This window comes from Alteromonas sp. KUL17 (genome assembly GCF_006538305.1).
GTDB lineage: Bacteria > Pseudomonadota > Gammaproteobacteria > Enterobacterales > Alteromonadaceae > Alteromonas > Alteromonas macleodii.
The window spans coordinates 1-19176 of sequence record NZ_BJKJ01000035.1 but is presented as its reverse complement, the minus strand read 5'-3'; the positions used below and the strand labels follow the sequence as shown (position 1 = coordinate 19176).

14 protein-coding genes and 1 tRNA gene are annotated in these 19176 nt (G+C 46.3%); all 15 read left to right on the top strand.

What is annotated here, in order from left to right; translation table 11 throughout:
* Positions 1-203: 203 nt before the first annotated feature.
* A complete protein-coding gene (locus KUL49_RS19410; protein ID WP_131138320.1) occupies positions 204-827 on the top strand; it encodes an RraA family protein in 624 nt (207 codons plus the stop codon).
* A gap of 232 nt (positions 828-1059) precedes the next feature.
* A complete protein-coding gene (locus tag KUL49_RS19405; RefSeq protein WP_014951046.1) occupies positions 1060-2901 on the top strand; it encodes an ABC transporter ATP-binding protein in 1842 nt (613 codons plus the stop codon).
* A 167-nt stretch (positions 2902-3068) separates the two neighbouring features.
* Positions 3069-3145, top strand: a tRNA-Trp gene (locus tag KUL49_RS19400).
* Between the two features lie 81 nt (positions 3146-3226).
* Positions 3227-3604: a preprotein translocase subunit SecE gene (gene secE / locus KUL49_RS19395; RefSeq protein WP_014951045.1), complete on the top strand. Its 378-nt coding sequence runs from the start codon at positions 3227-3229 to the stop codon at positions 3602-3604.
* 4 nt (positions 3605-3608) lie between these two features.
* Positions 3609-4160: a transcription termination/antitermination protein NusG gene (gene nusG, locus KUL49_RS19390; protein WP_014951044.1), complete on the top strand. Its 552-nt coding sequence runs from the start codon at positions 3609-3611 to the stop codon at positions 4158-4160.
* A gap of 250 nt (positions 4161-4410) precedes the next feature.
* The gene (gene rplK, locus KUL49_RS19385) at positions 4411-4839 is read left to right on the top strand and encodes a 50S ribosomal protein L11 (RefSeq protein WP_014951043.1); all 429 of its coding nucleotides are present in this window, start codon (positions 4411-4413) and stop codon (positions 4837-4839) included.
* Positions 4840-4843: 4 nt separating this feature from the next.
* Complete coding sequence (rplA, locus tag KUL49_RS19380; RefSeq protein ID WP_131138319.1) at positions 4844-5539, top strand: 50S ribosomal protein L1; 696 nt, start codon at positions 4844-4846, stop codon at positions 5537-5539.
* A gap of 306 nt (positions 5540-5845) precedes the next feature.
* The gene (gene rplJ, locus KUL49_RS19375) at positions 5846-6364 is read left to right on the top strand and encodes a 50S ribosomal protein L10 (protein ID WP_014951041.1); all 519 of its coding nucleotides are present in this window, start codon (positions 5846-5848) and stop codon (positions 6362-6364) included.
* 57 nt (positions 6365-6421) lie between these two features.
* On the top strand, positions 6422-6799 hold the full coding sequence (rplL, locus tag KUL49_RS19370; RefSeq protein ID WP_015068303.1) for a 50S ribosomal protein L7/L12: 378 nt from the start codon (positions 6422-6424) through the stop codon (positions 6797-6799).
* A 325-nt stretch (positions 6800-7124) separates the two neighbouring features.
* Positions 7125-11153 (top strand): DNA-directed RNA polymerase subunit beta, encoded by a 4029-nt coding sequence (gene rpoB, locus KUL49_RS19365; protein ID WP_014977618.1) that lies wholly within the window; start codon positions 7125-7127, stop codon positions 11151-11153.
* Between the two features lie 81 nt (positions 11154-11234).
* Entirely contained in the window at positions 11235-15407 is a 4173-nt protein-coding gene (gene rpoC / locus KUL49_RS19360) for a DNA-directed RNA polymerase subunit beta' (protein WP_131138318.1), read from the top strand.
* Between the two features lie 309 nt (positions 15408-15716).
* On the top strand, positions 15717-16091 hold the full coding sequence (gene rpsL / locus KUL49_RS19355; protein WP_014951037.1) for a 30S ribosomal protein S12: 375 nt from the start codon (positions 15717-15719) through the stop codon (positions 16089-16091).
* Positions 16092-16166: 75 nt separating this feature from the next.
* Entirely contained in the window at positions 16167-16637 is a 471-nt protein-coding gene (gene rpsG / locus KUL49_RS19350) for a 30S ribosomal protein S7 (RefSeq protein ID WP_014951036.1), read from the top strand.
* 27 nt (positions 16638-16664) lie between these two features.
* Entirely contained in the window at positions 16665-18767 is a 2103-nt protein-coding gene (fusA, locus tag KUL49_RS19345) for an elongation factor G (RefSeq protein WP_014951035.1), read from the top strand.
* A gap of 63 nt (positions 18768-18830) precedes the next feature.
* On the top strand, positions 18831-19176 hold a 346-nt coding region (locus KUL49_RS19340; RefSeq protein ID WP_242514816.1), incomplete at its 3' end, for a GTP-binding protein.

The window sequence follows — 19176 nt, the reverse complement described above, 5'->3', positions numbered from 1 at the left end:
TTATTGTTTTAGTGCGTTGCTAAACCTGTACATCCCTTCGAAAGAATGGTGTGGCGTATTGCGTGCACGCTTTTTACAATTTTTTAGCATGGCGGGGGGGATAGAAAAAGTGTTTATAGTGAAAATACACAGCTTGTAACAACTTGTAGGGCTAATTTCGCTATAGTGTTTTTTTCACACACTACAACATTCAAGGAACGGCGATGGACTTACACAATACCCCTTTCGATAGCGTATCACCCTGTGAGTACGCCGATGCGCTGCCAAGAGAGCAGTTCATGCACTATGCGATAAAACCATTGTGGGAAGGTATGCCACGCATTGCGGGTCCAGCATTTACCGTTAAGTGTGAGCCGGGTGATCATCTTATGCTGCATGCGGCGATATATCGCGCAAGCCCCGGTGATATTATTGTTGTGGAAGCCGATGATAAATTCGCTGTTGCGGGCGGTAACGTCTGCGCGATAGCCCAGTCTCGCGGCATAAAAGGTTTCGTGATTGATGGTGTTATACGCGATCTTGCTGAAACCCGTGACAACAAATTTCCGGTATTTGCCAGGGGCGTTATACCCAAGCCAGGAGCCAAAAAGTGCATATCGCCGTTAAATGAGCCGATTTCCTGTGCAGGTGTAACGGTTCACGCCGGAGATATCATTGTTGCAGACGAAGAGGGCATTGCTGTAATTCCAAAAGATGAGGCGCTAGCAGCCTATGACACTGCCCAAAAGCGAGCCCAGAAAGATGGCTCCATGTCACTTGAACAGTGGCAGGCTGAGCACGCTGAAAAAGTAGAAAGCATACTCGCTCAATTGGGCTTTGCAGAGTGAAGACTGACAGGAAATTAGCTTAGTGTTGAGTTGTTTTATGTAAGCGCTTCTCCAAATAATAATTTTCGCCAAGTATCAGCCTGTGCCAAATATTAATTAATGTTAAACGAGCTTTGCGGTAAAAAAGCACCGCAAAGTTCAACACACTTTCAGTTATCGTGTAGAATTGTGACCTAAGCATTTTGGGGCATACGTAAACGTGCTCTGTCACTGAATAACTAACGAGTTCTACATGTTTTCATTTTTTGAAAAGCTGACCCAGCCTTTCCCTGACACGCCGCCTACCCAACCGCCAACAGGTATAGTTGCATTTTGTAAGTACTACACAAAAGGCATGTGGGGCGTAATCCTTACTGTTTCCGTACTAAGTGCCATTGTTGCCATGTTAGAAGTGGCGCTTTTCGGCTTTTTAGGGCAGTTAGTTGACTGGTTCTCTGATCAAAACCGAGACACGTTTTTAGCGGATCAAAAATTTACCCTCATTGGCATGGGTTTAACCGTTCTCGTTTTTATTCCATTATTTATTTTGTTGCGCTCGCTGTTTTCTCGTCAGTCTCTGATGGGGAACTATCCCATGCGCATTAGATGGCAGGCTCACCGCTATTTGCTTGGCCAAAGTTTAACCTTCTTCCACGACGAGTTTGCCGGCCGTGTTGCTACCAAGGTGATGCAGACAGCGCTATCGGTACGAGAAACCGTGACCAAGGTCCTCGATTTGCTGGTGTACATCAGCGTTTATTTTATCTCTATGGTAGTGCTTATTTTCAGCACTGACTGGCGCTTAGCCATGCCGCTTATCGTGTGGTTTTTTGTGTATATCGGTATCTTGAAGGTGCTGGTACCTAAACTAAAAGAAGTCTCGCAAAAGCAAGCCGACGCGCGCTCATTAATGACCGGACGTATTGTCGATAGCTATACCAATATCACCACTGTGAAGCTATTTTCACACAGTCGCCGCGAAGCGGATTACGCTAAAGAAAGCATGGATGGTTTTCTTAAAACGGTTTACCCCCAAATGCGTTTGGTCACCGTGTTGGAATTCTGCGTGGAAATGGCTAACGCCATTCTTATTTTTACCATTGGTGCGCTATCTGTGTACTTGTGGATGGAAAACATTGCGAGTCCCGGCGATATCGCCATTGCTATTAGTCTGTGTTTGCGACTAAACGGTATGTCGCACTGGGTTATGTGGGAAGTATCAGGCTTGTTCGAGAACTTAGGCACGGTGCAGGATGGCATGAATACGCTAGCACAACCGATAGCAGTGAAAGACAAGCCAAAAGCCGACGCGTTAAAGGTAAATGGCGGCGGGATTAATTTCGATAATGTGCATTTTTCTTATTCAGGTGCAGACAACAAACCTATTGATGTGTTCACTAACTTGGATTTAGCCATTAAGCCCGGAGAAAAAGTGGGCTTAGTGGGGCGTTCTGGGGCGGGTAAATCGACTCTGGTTAATTTGCTCATGCGTTTTTACGACACCCAGAGTGGTCGCATTGTCATTGATGGTCAAGATATCACTGAAGTAGGCCAAGAAACCCTTCGCGCCAAAATCAGCATGGTGACACAAGATACTTCACTGATGCACCGCTCGGTACGCGACAATATCCTTTACGGTCGAACGGATGCGACAGAAGAAGATATGATACGTGCGGCCAAACAGGCCGAAGCGCACGACTTTATTCTTACGCTTACCGATAGTCACGGTAGAACAGGGTACGACGCGCATGTAGGTGAGCGAGGCGTTAAGCTTTCAGGCGGTCAGCGCCAGCGCATTGCTATTGCGCGTGTGTTACTGAAAGACGCGCCTGTATTAGTGCTGGACGAAGCCACATCAGCGCTAGATTCAGAAGTTGAAGCGGCAATTCAAGCCTGTCTGGATAAAGTGATGGAAGGCAAAACCGTGCTGGCTATTGCGCATCGACTGTCGACCATTGCGCAAATGGACAGGTTACTTGTTCTGGATAAGGGCAACATTGTAGAGCAGGGAACCCATACCGAGCTTATTGCGCACAATGGCATATATGCCAAGCTTTGGGCGCACCAAACGGGCGGATTTATAGGCGTTGAATAGGCAAGGAGCGAATTAGCGTTCAATCGCAGATGGGATGGATAAACCGCTTGTATCTTGAAAGTGGTTAAGTATAATACGCGTCCCTCCCTTGCGATACCGCACTTTCCTTAGAAAAGACGCACAACTCACAAGGGCAGTGTAAGTAAATTTTGTCTTATCGACACCACAGGGGTGTAGTTCGAATTGGTAGAACAGCGGTCTCCAAAACCGATGGTTGGGGGTTCGAGTCCCTCCACCCCTGCCAAATTTACTTAAACTAATAATTTTTAAGTTGCGCATTTTTTAGATGCGTAAAACAACGACGCTGTAGTGCTAGGATCGTAACATGAGCGAAAAGACGGAAAATCAGTCCAATGCATTGGACATGTTTAAATGGGTAGTGGTTTTTGCACTACTTGCCGGTTTAGTAACCGCTAATACAATGTACGGTGAGATCTCGGTACTATACCGTGCCATCGCAATTGTTGTAGTTGTTGGTATAGCTGGTTTCATCGCGGCAACTACCGAAAAAGGTAGCACCTTCTTGAGCTTCGCTAAAGAGTCTCGCACAGAAGTTCGCAAGGTTGTGTGGCCAACTCGCCAAGAGGCGAACCAAACTACACTTATCGTGCTTGCAGCGACGTTAATTATGGCACTAATTTTATGGGGACTAGACGGCATCATCGTTCGTGTAGTTGGCTTTATTACAGGAATAGGAGCATAACCGTATGTCTGAAGAAGAAGCAGTAAAGAAAAGATGGTACGTAGTTCAAGCCTATTCACAATATGAGTCTCGCGTTAAGAAGACCCTGCTTGAATACATCAAGATGCACAACATGGAAGACTACTTCGGTCAGGTACTAGTACCAACAGAAGAAGTCGTAGAAATGCGTGCTGGTCAAAAGCGTAAGTCTGAGCGTAAGTTCTACCCAGGTTATGTATTGGTAGAAATGGCGATGACGGAAGAGTCATGGCACTTAGTGAAAAGCGTACCTCGCGTACTTGGTTTCATCGGCGGCACATCTGATCGCCCTATGCCAATCACGCAGAAAGAAGCTGACGCTATCTTAAATCGTCTTGAAGAAAACGTTGATAAGCCAAGACCAAAGACGCTGTTCGAGCCAGGCGAAGTTATTCGCGTTATCGATGGCCCATTTGCAGACTTCAACGGTGTGGTAGAAGAAGTAGACTACGAAAAGAGCCGCGTAAAAGTATCGGTGCTTATCTTCGGTCGTTCTACTCCAGTAGACTTAGAATTTGGTCAGGTAGAAAAAGGCTAAGCCTATTCAAGCTACCGTATAGTATTTTTAAAAAGCCCCGTTTGACGGGGCTTTTTTGTATAAGGTCTCCGGTTAAACGGCGAGAGCGTAAAAATACTGACCTTTCGATGGTTTTTTATTCTAAATAGCCCTTGCATAGTAATTAATCACCTTATATAATGCGCGCCCTTTTAAACGGAAACGGGAAGCCGATTGAGCAAATAATCTCTGTATTTGCGAGGCGTTAGACCCAAACAAGAGAGCATGTAAAATGGCTAAAAAAGTAAGCGGTATTATCAAGCTTCAGGTTGCAGCAGGCGCTGCTAACCCAAGTCCACCAGTTGGTCCTGCACTAGGTCAACACGGTGTAAACATCATGGAATTCTGTAAGGCTTTCAACGCGAAAACAGAAAGCCTTGAGAAAGGCGCTCCAGTACCAGTAGAAATTACTGTATACGAAGATCGCTCTTTCACATTCGAAACTAAGACTCCTCCTGCGTCTTACTTGCTTAAGAAAGCAGCGGGCATCAAGAGTGGTTCTGGCCGTCCTAACACTGAAAAAGTGGGTAAAGTTACTCGCGCTCAGTTGGAAGAGATTGCTAAAACTAAAGAGCCAGACCTTACTGCAGCTGATCTAGATGCAGCGGTACGCACTATCGCGGGTTCTGCTCGCTCAATGGGCTTGAACGTAGAGGACTAATCGAATGGCTAAATTAACTAAACGCGCTCGCCTAATCCGCGACAAAGTTGACTCTACTAAAGAGTACGAAATCAACGAAGCAGTAGCGCTTCTTAAAGAACTAGCAACAGCTAAGTTCGCAGAAAGCGTAGACGTATCTGTTAACCTTGGTATCGATGCGAAGAAATCTGACCAAAACGTTCGTGGTGCAACTGTACTACCTAACGGTACTGGTAAAGACGTTCGCGTTGCAGTATTCACTCAAGGTGCAAATGCGGAAGCAGCTAAAGAAGCTGGTGCAGACATCGTTGGTATGGATGACCTAGCTGAGCAAGTTAAGAAAGGCGAAATGGACTTTGACGTAGTAGTTGCTAGCCCAGACGCAATGCGTGTTGTTGGTCAACTAGGTCAAATCTTAGGTCCACGTGGCCTTATGCCTAACCCAAAAACTGGCACTGTAACGCCTGACGTTGCAACGGCAGTTAAGAACGCTAAAGCTGGTCAGGTACGCTACCGTAACGATAAGAACGGTATCATCCACGCTAGCATCGGTAAGATCGCGTTCGAAGCGAACCAAATTCAAGAAAACCTTGAAGCGCTACTTGAAGCACTTAAGAAAGCTAAGCCTTCTTCTGCTAAAGGTACATACATCAAGAAGATCAGCTTAAGCACTACAATGGGTGCTGGTGTTGCTCTTGATAAGGCTTCTGTAGGTCTTTAATTTCGCTGAGCTTAGGCTCATCGAAATCTCTTAAAGGTTATGGGTTGGAGCTGTGACAATTAGCAGTGCTAATAAGCAGCTCCCGTCCTAGACCGCAGGTGCGGTGTGGTGAAAGAGGTAAGAGAACTTTCACAGTCAACACACTGCTTAATACAACAACCTGCGCAGACGGTGGTTTGACTCAGACTCTCTGGGGTAACAAACACCGTAGAGCGGTATCAACCATGAGGGTTGGTATCAATCTGTGAACCCTGACGGCGTAAGCGGGTAACCGCAAACAAAGTCAGATACAAAGAGGTGAACTCAGTGGCACTAGGTTTAGCAGCAAAAAAAGAGATCGTAGCAGAAGTTTCTGAAGTTGCGTCTCGCGCTCTATCCGTAGCCGTTGCTGAATACCGTGGGATGGAAGTTGCAGAACTGACTGACCTACGTGTTAAAGCTCGTGAGCAAGGCGTATACCTAAAGGTTGTACGTAATACTCTTGCAAAGCGTGCTCTAGCAGACAGTCAATTTGCAGACTTAGACAGCGCCTTAACTGGTCCGCTTATCTATGGTTTTTCTATCGACGCACCAGGCGGTGCGGCACGTCTTTTCAAAGACTTCGGTAAGACTAACGATAAGCTAAAAGTTACAGCACTATCTATTGGTAGCGGTCTTCTTGGTCCAGAGAAATTGGACGCAGTTGCAGCACTACCTACCCGCGACGAAGCGCTTGCGAAACTACTTGCAACCTTCAAAGCACCAGTTGGGAAATTCGTTCAAACAATCAACGAAGTTCCTGGCAAGTTTGTGCGCGTATTGGCGGCGGTCAAAGACACCAAGTAATTGGCGTTTTTGGCATATTGATTTTTTTAACATTTTATACCCAGGAGTTTAGAGAACATGGCTCTAACTAAAGAAGATATCTTAAACGCAATCGCTGAAATGCCAGTAATGGAACTGGTTGAACTAATCGAAGCGGCTGAAGAAAAATTCAACGTATCTGCTGCAGCTGCTGTTGCTGTTGCTGGTCCAGCTGCTGGCGGTGACGCTGCTGCTGCAGAAGAAAAGACTGAATTCGACGTTGTAATGACTTCATTCGGTGGCAACAAAGTTGCAGTTATCAAAGCAGTTCGCGGCGCGACTGGCCTAGGTCTTAAAGAAGCTAAAGAAGTAGTTGAGTCTGCTCCTAAAGCTATCAAAGAAGGCGTAAGCAAAGATGAAGCTGAAGCACTTAAGAAAGAGCTTGAAGAAGCTGGTGCAGAAGTAGAAATCAAGTAATCTGACATAGTCAGATTATTGCCTGAGACGGCAAGGCTGGTGGTTTTTTAAACCACCAGCCTTTTTGCGCTGTATAGTGTGTAGAATCTAACCCTTGGTTACACTACTTAAAGCGCCATTCGGAAATACCCATAAAAAGCATAAAAATCCAACAAGTTAACTAATAATTGGTTAAATTTTGTTGTATGCTGGTGTATCTGCCCGAAAAAGGGTTGTGGAAGTTTGTTGCTTAGTGCGCCATTTGAAACGTAGCTTTTAGCCCATAGCACGCGTTTTAAAGCATTTTGCAGCAGGTTGGGTCATAAATCAGCAGGCTGAGGAACCCATGGTTTACTCTTATAGCGAAAAGAAACGTATCCGTAAGGATTTTGGCAAACGCCCACAGGTATTGGAAATTCCATACCTTCTTTCAATTCAGCTTGATTCTTTCAAAAAGTTTATTGAGATCGATGCAGATGCTCAATACGGTTTGGAAGCAGCATTTCGTTCCGTTTTTCCAATTAAAAGCTACTCAGGTAGTTCAGAGCTTCAGTATGTAAGCTACCGCCTGGGAGAGCCCGTTTTCGACGTTAAAGAATGTCAAATTCGCGGCGTAACTTTCTCTGCTCCGTTAAGAGTAAAACTACGGTTAGTGTTGTTCGATAAAGACGCTGCGCCAGGTACCGTAAAAGATATTAAAGAACAAGAAGTGTACATGGGCGAGATCCCGTTGATGACTGAGAACGGTACGTTCGTTATCAATGGTACAGAGCGTGTTATCGTGTCACAGCTACACCGTTCACCTGGTGTATTCTTTGATCACGACAAAGGTAAAACCCACTCGTCAGGTAAAGTGCTTTATAACGCACGTGTAATTCCTTACCGTGGTTCGTGGTTAGACTTCGAGTTTGACCCGAAAGATAACCTATTCGTACGTATCGACCGTCGTCGTAAGTTGCCTGCAACGATTATCTTACGCGCACTTGAAATGACGTCTGAAGAAATCCTAGATACTTTCTTCGACAAAGTAAGCGTACGTATCGACAAAGACAAACTAATGATGGAAGTGGTTCCAGATCGCCTACGTGGTGAGACGGCTGCTTTTGACATCATTGACGGTGAAGGCAACGTTGTTGTTGAAACGGGTCGTCGTATTTCTGCGCGCCACACGCGTGCACTAGAAAAAGCCGGTCTTACAGAACTTGAAGTTCCAGCCGATTACCTAATTGGCCGTGTTTACGCAGCTACTTATGTAAACGAAGACACAGGCGAAGTGATTGTAAGCGCGAACGACGAACTAACCCTTGAAAACCTAGCGGCACTTAGCCAAGCGGGCATCAAAGAGTTCGAAACGCTTTACATCAACGAGCTAGATCACGGTTCATACATTTCAGATACGCTACGTATCGATTCTTCAACTAACCGCCTTGAAGCACTAGTTGAAATTTACCGTATGATGCGTCCTGGTGAGCCACCAACGAAAGATGCAGCTGAAACCTTGTTCGATAACTTGTTCTTCTCTGATGAACGTTACGACCTATCTTCTGTTGGCCGCATGAAGTTCAACCGCCGTCTTGGCCGTGAAGAACTTATTGGTGCTGGTACACTAGATAAAGAAGACATTATTTCTGTAATGAAGCAGCTAATAATGATTCGTGACGGTAAAGACGAAGTAGATGACATCGATCACCTAGGTAACCGTCGTATCCGTTCTGTAGGTGAAATGGCAGAAAACCAATTCCGCGTTGGTCTTGTACGTGTTGAGCGTGCAGTTAAAGAGCGTCTAAGCTTAGGCGACCTAGACAACGTGATGCCACAAGATCTTATTAACGCTAAGCCTATCTCGGCTGCGGTTAAAGAGTTCTTCGGTTCATCTCAGCTTTCTCAGTTCATGGACCAAAACAACCCGCTATCAGAAGTAACGCATAAGCGTCGTATTTCTGCATTAGGCCCGGGTGGTCTTACACGTGAACGTGCAGGCTTCGAAGTTCGAGACGTACACCCGACTCACTACGGTCGTCTATGTCCAATCGAAACGCCGGAAGGCCCGAACATCGGTCTAATTAACTCATTGGCAAGCTTCGCGCGTACCAATGACTTCGGTTTCCTAGAAACGCCGTTCCGTCGCATTGTAGACGGTGTGGTAACAGACGAAATCGATTACTTATCTGCAATTGAAGAAGGTCAATTCGCAATCGCTCAGGCAAACATCGCGTTGACTGAAGCAGGCGAGTTGGTTGACGACCTAATTCCATGTCGTCACCGTGGTGAAACTACCTTGATGCCGAAAGAAGACATCAAGTACATGGACGTTTCACCTCAGCAAATCGTTTCAATTGCTGCAAGCATTATCCCATTCCTAGAGCACGATGATGCGAACCGTGCACTAATGGGTGCGAACATGCAACGTCAGGCAGTACCTACACTACGCGCTGATAAGCCGCTAGTTGGTACCGGTATGGAAAGAACTATCGCGGTTGACTCAGGTGTTACTGTAGTTGCTAAGCGCGGTGGTGTGGTTGATTACGTAGATGCCAGCCGTATCGTTATTAAAGTAGACGAAGATGAAATGCTTCCAGGTGAAGCAGGTATCGATATCTACAACCTGACTAAGTACACACGTTCTAACCAAAACACGTGTATCAATCAGAAGCCTACTTGTAGTGTTGGCGACCCGATTGTTGCAGGCGACGTGCTAGCTGATGGTCCTTCAACAGACCTAGGTGACCTTGCACTTGGTCAGAACATGCGTATCGCGTTCATGCCGTGGAATGGTTACAACTTTGAGGATTCAATCCTTATTTCTGAGCGTGTAGCGCAGGAAGACCGTTTTACTACTATCCACATTCAAGAGCTTAGCTGTATCGCTCGTGATACTAAGCTTGGGCCAGAAGAAATTTCTTCTGATATCCCGAACGTGGGTGAATCTGCACTAAGCAAGCTTGATGAATCAGGTGTTGTTTACATTGGTGCGGAAGTGAAAGGCGGTGACATCCTTGTAGGTAAAGTAACGCCTAAAGGTGAAACGCAGCTTACGCCAGAAGAAAAACTACTACGTGCAATCTTCGGTGAGAAAGCGTCTGACGTTAAAGATACGTCTCTACGTGTACCTAACTCTGTTCACGGTACGGTAATCGACGTTCAAGTATTTACCCGTGACGGTGTAGAGAAAGACAAGCGTGCGCTAGAAATTGAAGATATGCAGCTACGTCAGGTTAAGAAAGACCTTACTGACGAGTTCGAAATTCTTGCAGACGGTATCTTCGCACGTGCACAAACTGCACTACTACGTGCTGGTGTTGACCAAGCTAAGCTTGACAGCCTGCCGCGTGAAAAGTGGTTTGAAATCGCACTTAACAGTGAAGATGCACAGCTAGAGCTAGACCAAATCGCTGATCAGCATGCTGAAATCAAACTTGATTTCGATAAGAAGTTTGAAGGTAAGCGTCGCAAGATCACTCAAGGCGATGACCTAGCACCTGGCGTGCTTAAGATCGTTAAGGTTTACCTTGCGGTTAAGCGTCACATCCAACCGGGTGATAAAATGGCCGGTCGTCACGGTAACAAAGGTGTTATCTCGACTATCCAGCCTGTAGAAGACATGCCATACGATGCTAACGGTACGCCGGTAGATATCGTTCTTAACCCACTAGGTGTACCGTCTCGTATGAACATCGGTCAGATCCTAGAAACGCACTTGGGTATGGCTGCACACGGTCTTGGTGTGAAGATTGATCGTATGATTAAAGAGCAGCGCGAGCTGGCTGAACTACGTGACTTCCTGAAGAAGGTGTACGAGCTTGGTGAGAATCACCAAGAAGTAGACATCGATAGCTTCACAGACCACGAAGTTCGTCGTCTAGCGGAAAACCTTCGTAAGGGTGTTCCAGTAGCAACACCTGTATTCGACGGTGCTCGTGAATCTGAAATCAAAGAAATGCTGAAGCTTGCTGATATTCCAGAAAGCGGTCAGATTGCTTTGTTTGACGGTCGTACCGGTCGCGAATTTGAGCGTCCAGTTACGGTTGGTTACATGTACATGCTGAAACTGAACCACTTAGTAGACGACAAAATGCACGCGCGTTCTACTGGTTCTTACAGCCTTGTTACACAGCAGCCTCTTGGTGGTAAAGCACAGTTCGGTGGTCAGCGCTTCGGTGAGATGGAAGTGTGGGCACTTGAAGCATACGGTGCAGCATATACCCTTCAAGAAATGCTTACCGTGAAGTCGGATGACGTTAACGGCCGTACCAAGATGTACAAGAACATCGTCGATGGCGACCACAGAATGGAACCTGGCATGCCAGAGTCATTCAACGTACTACTTAAAGAAATTCGCTCGTTGGGTATCAACATCGAGCTTGAAGAAAAGTAATACGGCGTTAGCCACGTAATGTTATGAGATGGCCCGGCGCTTGCGCCGGGCTCTAGAGACTGACTCCGCTGGGAGAGTAATGTGAAAGACTTATTAAAGTTTCTAAAGCAACAAAACAAGACTGAAGAATTCGATAATATTCGAATCGGTCTGTCTTCACCTGACATGATCCGTTCATGGTCATTCGGTGAAGTTAAAAAGCCTGAAACAATTAACTACCGTACGTTCAAGCCTGAGCGTGACGGTCTGTTCTGTGCGCGTATCTTTGGTCCGGTTAAAGACTACGAGTGTCTTTGCGGTAAGTACAAGCGCCTTAAGCACCGTGGTGTTATCTGTGAGAAGTGTGGCGTTGAAGTTACACTGACTAAAGTACGTCGTGAGCGTATGGGTCACATCGAGCTAGCTAGCCCGGTAGCGCACATCTGGTTCCTTAAATCACTTCCGTCTCGTATCGGCCTAATGCTTGATATGACACTTCGTGATATTGAACGTGTACTTTACTTTGAATCATACGTGGTTACAGAGCCAGGTATGACTACGCTTGAGCGCAGCCAGCTTCTTAACGAAGAAGAATACTTGGATGCACTTGAAGAGCACGGTGATGAGTTTGAAGCGAAGATGGGTGCTGAAGCAGTATTCGATCTTCTTACTGCACTAGACGTAGACGCAGACGTTGCGGCTATGCGTGAAGAGCTGCCTTCAATCAACTCTGAAACTAAGCGTAAGAAAATTACTAAGCGTCTTAAGTTACTTGAGTCATTCCAACAGTCTGGTAACAAGCCAGAGTGGATGATCATGACGGTTCTTCCGGTACTTCCACCAGATTTACGTCCTCTAGTACCACTAGATGGCGGCCGTTTTGCAACGTCTGACCTTAACGACCTATACCGTCGTGTAATTAACCGTAACAACCGTCTTAAGCGTCTTCTAGACCTAGCTGCTCCAGACATTATCGTACGCAACGAAAAGCGTATGCTTCAAGAGTCTGTTGATGCGCTTCTAGATAACGGACGTCGTGGTCGTGCGATTACCGGTTCTAACAAGCGTCCACTTAAGTCGCTTGCAGACATGATCAAAGGTAAGCAAGGTCGTTTCCGTCAAAACCTTCTTGGTAAGCGTGTTGACTACTCAGGCCGTTCTGTAATTACCGTTGGTCCTACGCTACGTCTTCACCAGTGTGGTCTTCCTAAGAAGATGGCACTTGAGCTATTTAAGCCGTTTATCTACGGTAAGCTTGAAGGCCGTGGTCTTGCGACAACAATTAAAGCAGCTAAGAAGCTTGTAGAGCGCGAAGCACCAGAGGTTTGGGACGTACTAGACGACGTTATCCGTGAACACCCGGTACTACTTAACCGTGCACCTACACTTCACCGTTTGGGTATCCAAGCATTCGAACCAACACTAATCGAAGGTAAAGCGATTCAGCTTCACCCGCTAGTGTGTGCGGCGTACAACGCCGACTTCGATGGTGACCAAATGGCGGTACACGTACCGTTGACAATCGAAGCACAGCTAGAAGCTCGTGCGCTAATGATGTCAACGAACAACATTCTGTCACCTGCGAATGGTGAGCCAATCATCGTACCTTCACAGGACGTTGTATTGGGTCTTTACTACCTAACGCGTGACAAAGTAAACGGCTTAGGCGAAGGCATGGTATTTACCAGCCCGAATGAAGCAGAAAAAGCATACCGTACAGGTAATGCTGAGCTTCACTCACGCGTTAAAGTACGTATTACTGAATATGACATCGATGAAGATGGCAACAAAACTGAGAAAGTAACGCTAACTGACACGACTGTTGGTCGTGCAATTTTCTCATTGATCCTTCCTAAGGGTCTGCCGTTTGAAATCATCAACCAAGCGATGGGCAAGAAGCAAATTTCAAGACTATTGAATGCTTGTTACCGTACGCTAGGTCTGAAAGACACAGTAATTGCTGCTGACCAAATCATGTATACCGGTTTCCACTACGCGATGATCGCGGGTGCGTCTGTTGGTATCGACGATATGGTTATCCCTGCTGCTAAGAAAGACATCATCGATGCAGCGGAAGCAGAAGTTATTGAAATTCAGGAACAGTTCCAAAACGGTCTTGTTACCGCGGGTGAGCGTTACAACAAAGTTATCGATATCTGGTCAAATGCTAACGAAAAAGTTGCTAAGGCCATGATGGATAACCTTAAGACTGACATCGTAATTAACCGCGATGGCGAAGAAGAAGAGCAATCATCATTTAACTCTGTTTACATGATGGCCGACTCAGGTGCTCGTGGTAGTGCCGCTCAGATTCGTCAGCTAGCTGGTATGCGTGGTCTGATGGCTAAGCCAGATGGCTCAATCATCGAAACCCCAATTACGGCGAACTTCCGTGAAGGTCTGAACGTACTACAGTACTTCATCTCAACTCACGGTGCTCGTAAAGGTCTTGCGGATACCGCACTTAAGACAGCTAACTCGGGTTACCTAACGCGTCGTCTAGTAGACGTTGCACAAGACTTGGTAATCACTAACGACGACTGTGGCACATTCGAAGGTGTTCAAATGACACCACTAATCGAAGGTGGTGACGTTGTTGAGCCACTACGCGAGCGTGTACTAGGTCGTGTGGTAGCAGAAGATGTACTTAAGCCAGGTACTAACGAAGTGCTAGTAGAGCGTAACGTTCTTCTAGACGAAGCGTTAGTAGACATGCTTGAAGCAAACTCAGTTGACCAAATCATGGTTCGCTCGGTAATCACTTGTGACAACGACTTCGGTGTTTGTGCGAAGTGTTACGGTCGTGACCTTGCACGTGGTCACATGGTGGGTAGCGGTGAATCGGTTGGTGTTATTGCAGCACAGTCAATCGGTGAGCCAGGTACACAGCTTACCATGCGTACGTTCCACATCGGTGGTGCGGCATCAAGAGCATCTGCTGAGAACAGCGTACAAGTTAAGACTGCGGGTAGCCTTAAGCTACACAATGCGAAATTCGTACGTAACTCTGACGGCAAAGTGGTTATCGTTTCTCGTTCAACAGAACTTACTGTTATCGACGAGCAAGGCCGTGAGAAAGAGCGCTATAAAGTACCTTACGGTGCTGTACTTAGCGTGGATGACGGTGCAACTATTGCAGCTGGCGACATTGTTGCTAACTGGGATCCGCATAGTCACCCAATCATCACTGAACGTGCAGCTAAGATTAGCTTCGCAGACATTGATGACTCTAACACCGAAATGCAGCAAGACGAGCTTACTGGTCTAACCCGTATCGTTGTTAAAGACCTTGCGAAAGTAAACTCTAAAGAGCCTAAGCTAATTCTTGAAAGCGACGAGTTCGGTCTTCAAGAAATTCGTCTTCCAAGCTTCACAACCATCGAAGCGAAAGAAGGCAAAGTGGCTAACGAAGGTGACGTGCTAGCACGTATCCCTCAGGAAAGCTCGAAGACTCGTGATATCACGGGTGGTCTACCGCGCGTTGCGGACCTATTTGAAGCACGTAAGCCTAAAGAGCCTGCAATCCTTGCAGAAATCTCAGGTACAATCGGCTTCGGTAAAGAGACCAAAGGTAAGAAGCGTCTTGTAATTACACCTGCAGAGGGTGATGCATACGAAGAGATGATTCCTAAGTGGCGTCAGCTTAACGTGTTCGAAGGTGAGAAAGTGGAAAAAGGCGAAGTTATCGCTGATGGCCCAGAGTCTCCGCACGATATCCTACGTCTACGTGGTATCTCTGCAGTAGCAAACTACATCGTGAACGAAGTTCAGGAAGTATACCGTCTACAGGGTGTTAAGATTAACGATAAGCACATTGAAGTAGTTATTCGTCAGATGCTACGCAAGTGCATTATCACTAATCCAGGCGATACGCAGTTCCTTGAAGGCGAACAGGTTGAAGTATCGAACGTTAAAGTGGCTAACCGTGAAATTGAAAAACACGGCAAGATCCCAGCGCAGTACGAAACACAGCTGCTTGGTATCACTAAAGCGTCACTGTCTACTGAGTCATTTATCTCAGCGGCATCGTTCCAAGAAACAACACGTGTTCTAACTGAAGCTGCGGTTCAAGGTAAAGAAGATGACCTACGCGGTCTGAAAGAAAACGTAATCGTTGGTCGACTAATTCCAGCGGGTACAGGTTTCGCTTACCACGAACGCCGTGCACAACGTCGCAAAGAGCAAATCGAAGAAATGTCAGTTTCTGCTGCTGAAGCAGAACAGGCACTAACCGAAGCGCTTAATGCTGGTGCAGACGAAGATACTGCCGAATAAGGCAAGATCATAGGAGTACGTTAACGTACTCCTAACAATTTGGCAGTCATGTTGTACAGATTGCAGATAAATTAACTGCTTAACCTTTGTACACCTTGACAGTCAGAGCGATGATCTTTAATATTCCGCGACCCGATTTTGGATAGCCAATAAGTGGCTCGATAAACGGTCGCGGTTTTTTGTATCAGCGCTCAGTGAATATTGACGAGCACAATGTTCACAAACAAGAGCGATTAAACAATTAATCGCATTAATATGGACCCAATCACAGTGATTGGGTTTTCGTAGTTTTTAATCAGGAGCTAGTTAATGGCAACAGTTAACCAGTTAGTGCGCAAGCCGCGTAGAAAGCCCGTTGAAAAAAGCAACGTAGCTGCTCTACAAGCTTGTCCACAAAGACGTGGTGTATGTACTCGTGTATATACTACTACGCCTAAGAAACCAAACTCTGCACTACGTAAAGTATGTCGTGTACGTCTAACTAACGGTTTTGAAGTTTCTTCATACATCGGTGGTGAAGGTCACAACCTACAAGAGCACAGTGTAGTACTTATCCGTGGTGGTCGTGTTAAAGATCTACCAGGTGTTCGTTATCACACAGTTCGCGGTACTCTTGACTGCGCAGGTGTAAACGATCGTAAACAAGCCCGTTCTAAGTACGGCGCGAAGAAGCCTAAGTCATAACGGTTCTCCGTTAGTAAGGCCAAACTGAAGTTTAAGAGTTTTGGGTTTTCCCTGAATTCATACGGAGAATAGAAAATGCCAAGAAGAAGAGTCGTAGGTCAACGTAAAATCCTACCAGAGCCAAAATTTGGTTCACAACTGCTTGCGAAATTCATGAATGTCGTAATGCTCGACGGCAAAAAGTCAGTCGCTGAAAAAATCGTTTACGGTGCGCTTGATATTGTTGCTGAAAAAACCGGCAAAGCACACCTAGATATCTTCGAGGAAGCGCTTGATAACATCCGCCCAACAGTAGAGGTTAAGTCTCGTCGTGTTGGTGGTTCAACTTATCAGGTTCCAGTTGAAGTACGTCCAGTTCGTCGTAACGCGCTAGGTATGCGTTGGATGGTAGAAGCTGCACGTAAACGTGGCGAAAAGTCTATGGCACAACGCCTAGCGGCTGAAATGCTAGACGCAGCAGATAATAAAGGTTCAGCGGTTAAGAAACGTGAAGACGTTCACCGTATGGCCGAAGCAAACAAAGCGTTTGCTCACTACCGTTGGTAATCAACGTTATTTAACTGAGAGAGATTTATGCCTCGTAAGACCTCGATTGAGCGTTATCGCAATATTGGTATTGTGGCTCACGTGGACGCGGGTAAAACCACGACCACAGAGCGTGTTCTGTTTTATACAGGACTGTCTCACAAAATCGGTGAAGTGCACGATGGTGCTGCTACCATGGACTGGATGGAGCAAGAGCAGGAGCGTGGTATTACTATCACGTCTGCTGCAACGACTTGTTTCTGGTCTGGTATGGAGCAACAGTTCGATCAACACAGGATCAACATCATCGACACCCCTGGACACGTTGACTTTACTATCGAAGTAGAGCGTTCATTGCGTGTACTAGACGGTGCAGTTGTTGTTTTCTGTGGGTCTTCTGGGGTAGAACCTCAATCAGAGACAGTCTGGCGACAGGCTGACAAATATCAAGTGCCACGCCTTGTGTTCGTTAATAAGATGGACCGGGCTGGCGCTGATTTTGAACGTGTTGTGGGTCAAATCCGCAAGCGTTTAGGCGCAAACTGTGTTCCGATTCAAATCAACATGGGCGCTGAAGAGAATTTCCATGGCGTCATCGACCTTGTGAAGATGAAAGCCATCAACTGGAATGAAGAAGACATGGGTATGACATTTACCTATGAAGACATTCCGGCTGAATATTTAGATACCGCTGAGCAGTACCGTACCGAAATGATCGAAGCGGCTGCAGAAGCATCTGATGAGCTAATGAATAAATACTTGGAAGGTGAAGAGCTTTCTGAGGAAGAAATTCGTTCAGGCCTTCGTCAGCGTACGCTGAACAACGAAATTGTTCTTGCCACCTGTGGCAGTGCCTTCAAAAACAAAGGTGTTCAGGCAGTACTAGACTCTGTTATTCATTATCTTCCGTCTCCAACAGAAGTTAAGGCCATCACTGGTGTACTTGACGACAAAGACGAGACAGAAGCAGAGCGTCATTCAAGCGACGATGAGCCGTTCTCAGCGCTAGCATTTAAAATAGCGACCGACCCATTTGTGGGTACGCTAACCTTCTTCCGTTGTTACTCTGGTGTAGTAAACACGGGTGATACGGTTTACAACCCTGTTAAGGGCAAGCGTGAGCGCTTTGGTCGTATTGTGCAAATGCACGCGAAAGACCGTGAAGAAATTAAAGAAGTACGCGCAGGTGACATCGCTGCGGCCATTGGCCTTAAAGATGTAACAACCGGTGATACGCTTTGTGACCCTAACCATGTTATTACGCTAGAGCGTATGGAGTTCCCAGAGCCGGTAATCTCAATTGCGGTTGAGCCTAAGTCGCAAGCTGACCAAGAGAAAATGGGCATAGCCCTAAGCAAGCTTGCAGCTGAAGATCCGTCATTCAAAGTAAAAACTGACGACGAGACTGGCCAGACGATTATCTCAGGTATGGGTGAACTTCACCTTGATATCATTGTCGACCGCATGAAGCGCGAATTTAAAGTTGAATGTAACGTAGGTAACCCTCAGGTTGCTTATCGTGAAACCCTTCGTAAATCTGTTGAAGTTGAAGGGAAGTTCGTTCGTCAGTCAGGCGGCCGCGGCCAATTTGGTCATGTATGGCTGCGCATTGAGCCTCAAGAAGAAGGTTCAGGCTACGAATTTGTGAACGAAATCGTCGGTGGTGTGGTACCAAAAGAGTTCATTCCAGCGGTCGATAAAGGAATTCAGGAGCAGATGCGAAGTGGTGTTCTTGCAGGGTATCCAGTACTTGATGTAAAGGTTACGTTGTTTGACGGTTCATACCACGATGTTGACTCTTCTGAAATGGCGTTTAAGATCGCCGGCTCTATGGGTTTCAAAAAAGGCGCCGCAGAAGCAAATCCGGTGTTACTTGAACCCACAATGAAAGTTGAAGTGACTACTCCAGAAGACTGGATGGGCGATGTAGTTGGTGACATTAATCGTCGCCGCGGCATGATCGAAGGTATGGAAGATGGCGTCGCAGGTGTTAAAATAATACGTGCTAAAGTGCCGCTTTCAGAAATGTTTGGCTACGCAACTGACTTGCGTTCACAAACACAAGGTCGTGCTTCATACTCAATGGAGTTCTTCAATTATTCTGAGGCGCCGAACAATGTGGCGCAGGCTATTATTGAATCTAGAATTTAATCTAAATGAAGGTTCGGTCCGGTCTATTGGTGGGTCGGACTTTTAACTTAGGAAACGAGAAAAATGGCAAAAGAAAAGTTTGAACGTACGAAACCCCACGTAAACGTGGGTACAATCGGCCACGTTGACCACGGTAAAACTACGCTAACTGCAGCAATCACTACAGTTCTTTCAAAGACTTACGGTGGTAACGCACAGGCTTTCGATCAAATCGATAACGCGCCTGAAGAGAAAGCACGTGGTATCACCATTTCTACTTCACACGTAGAATATGACACTCCTACTCGTCACTACGCACACGTAGACTGCCCAGGACACGCTGATTACGTTAAAAACATGATCACTGGTGCTGCTCAGATGGACGGTGGTATCCTAGTAGTAGCTGCGACTGATGGCCCTATGCCACAAA

Coding starts and splice junctions, on each gene's coding strand:
- KUL49_RS19405 (WP_014951046.1), top strand. CDS start 1,060: ATGTTTTCATTTTTTGAAAAGCTGACCCAGCCTTTCCCTGACACGCCG.
- rplK (WP_014951043.1), top strand. CDS start 4,411: ATGGCTAAAAAAGTAAGCGGTATTATCAAGCTTCAGGTTGCAGCAGGC.
- rpsG (WP_014951036.1), top strand. CDS start 16,167: ATGCCAAGAAGAAGAGTCGTAGGTCAACGTAAAATCCTACCAGAGCCA.
- secE (WP_014951045.1), top strand. CDS start 3,227: ATGAGCGAAAAGACGGAAAATCAGTCCAATGCATTGGACATGTTTAAA.
- rpsL (WP_014951037.1), top strand. CDS start 15,717: ATGGCAACAGTTAACCAGTTAGTGCGCAAGCCGCGTAGAAAGCCCGTT.
- rpoB (WP_014977618.1), top strand. CDS start 7,125: ATGGTTTACTCTTATAGCGAAAAGAAACGTATCCGTAAGGATTTTGGC.
- nusG (WP_014951044.1), top strand. CDS start 3,609: ATGTCTGAAGAAGAAGCAGTAAAGAAAAGATGGTACGTAGTTCAAGCC.
- rplA (WP_131138319.1), top strand. CDS start 4,844: ATGGCTAAATTAACTAAACGCGCTCGCCTAATCCGCGACAAAGTTGAC.
- KUL49_RS19410 (WP_131138320.1), top strand. CDS start 204: ATGGACTTACACAATACCCCTTTCGATAGCGTATCACCCTGTGAGTAC.
- fusA (WP_014951035.1), top strand. CDS start 16,665: ATGCCTCGTAAGACCTCGATTGAGCGTTATCGCAATATTGGTATTGTG.
- rplL (WP_015068303.1), top strand. CDS start 6,422: ATGGCTCTAACTAAAGAAGATATCTTAAACGCAATCGCTGAAATGCCA.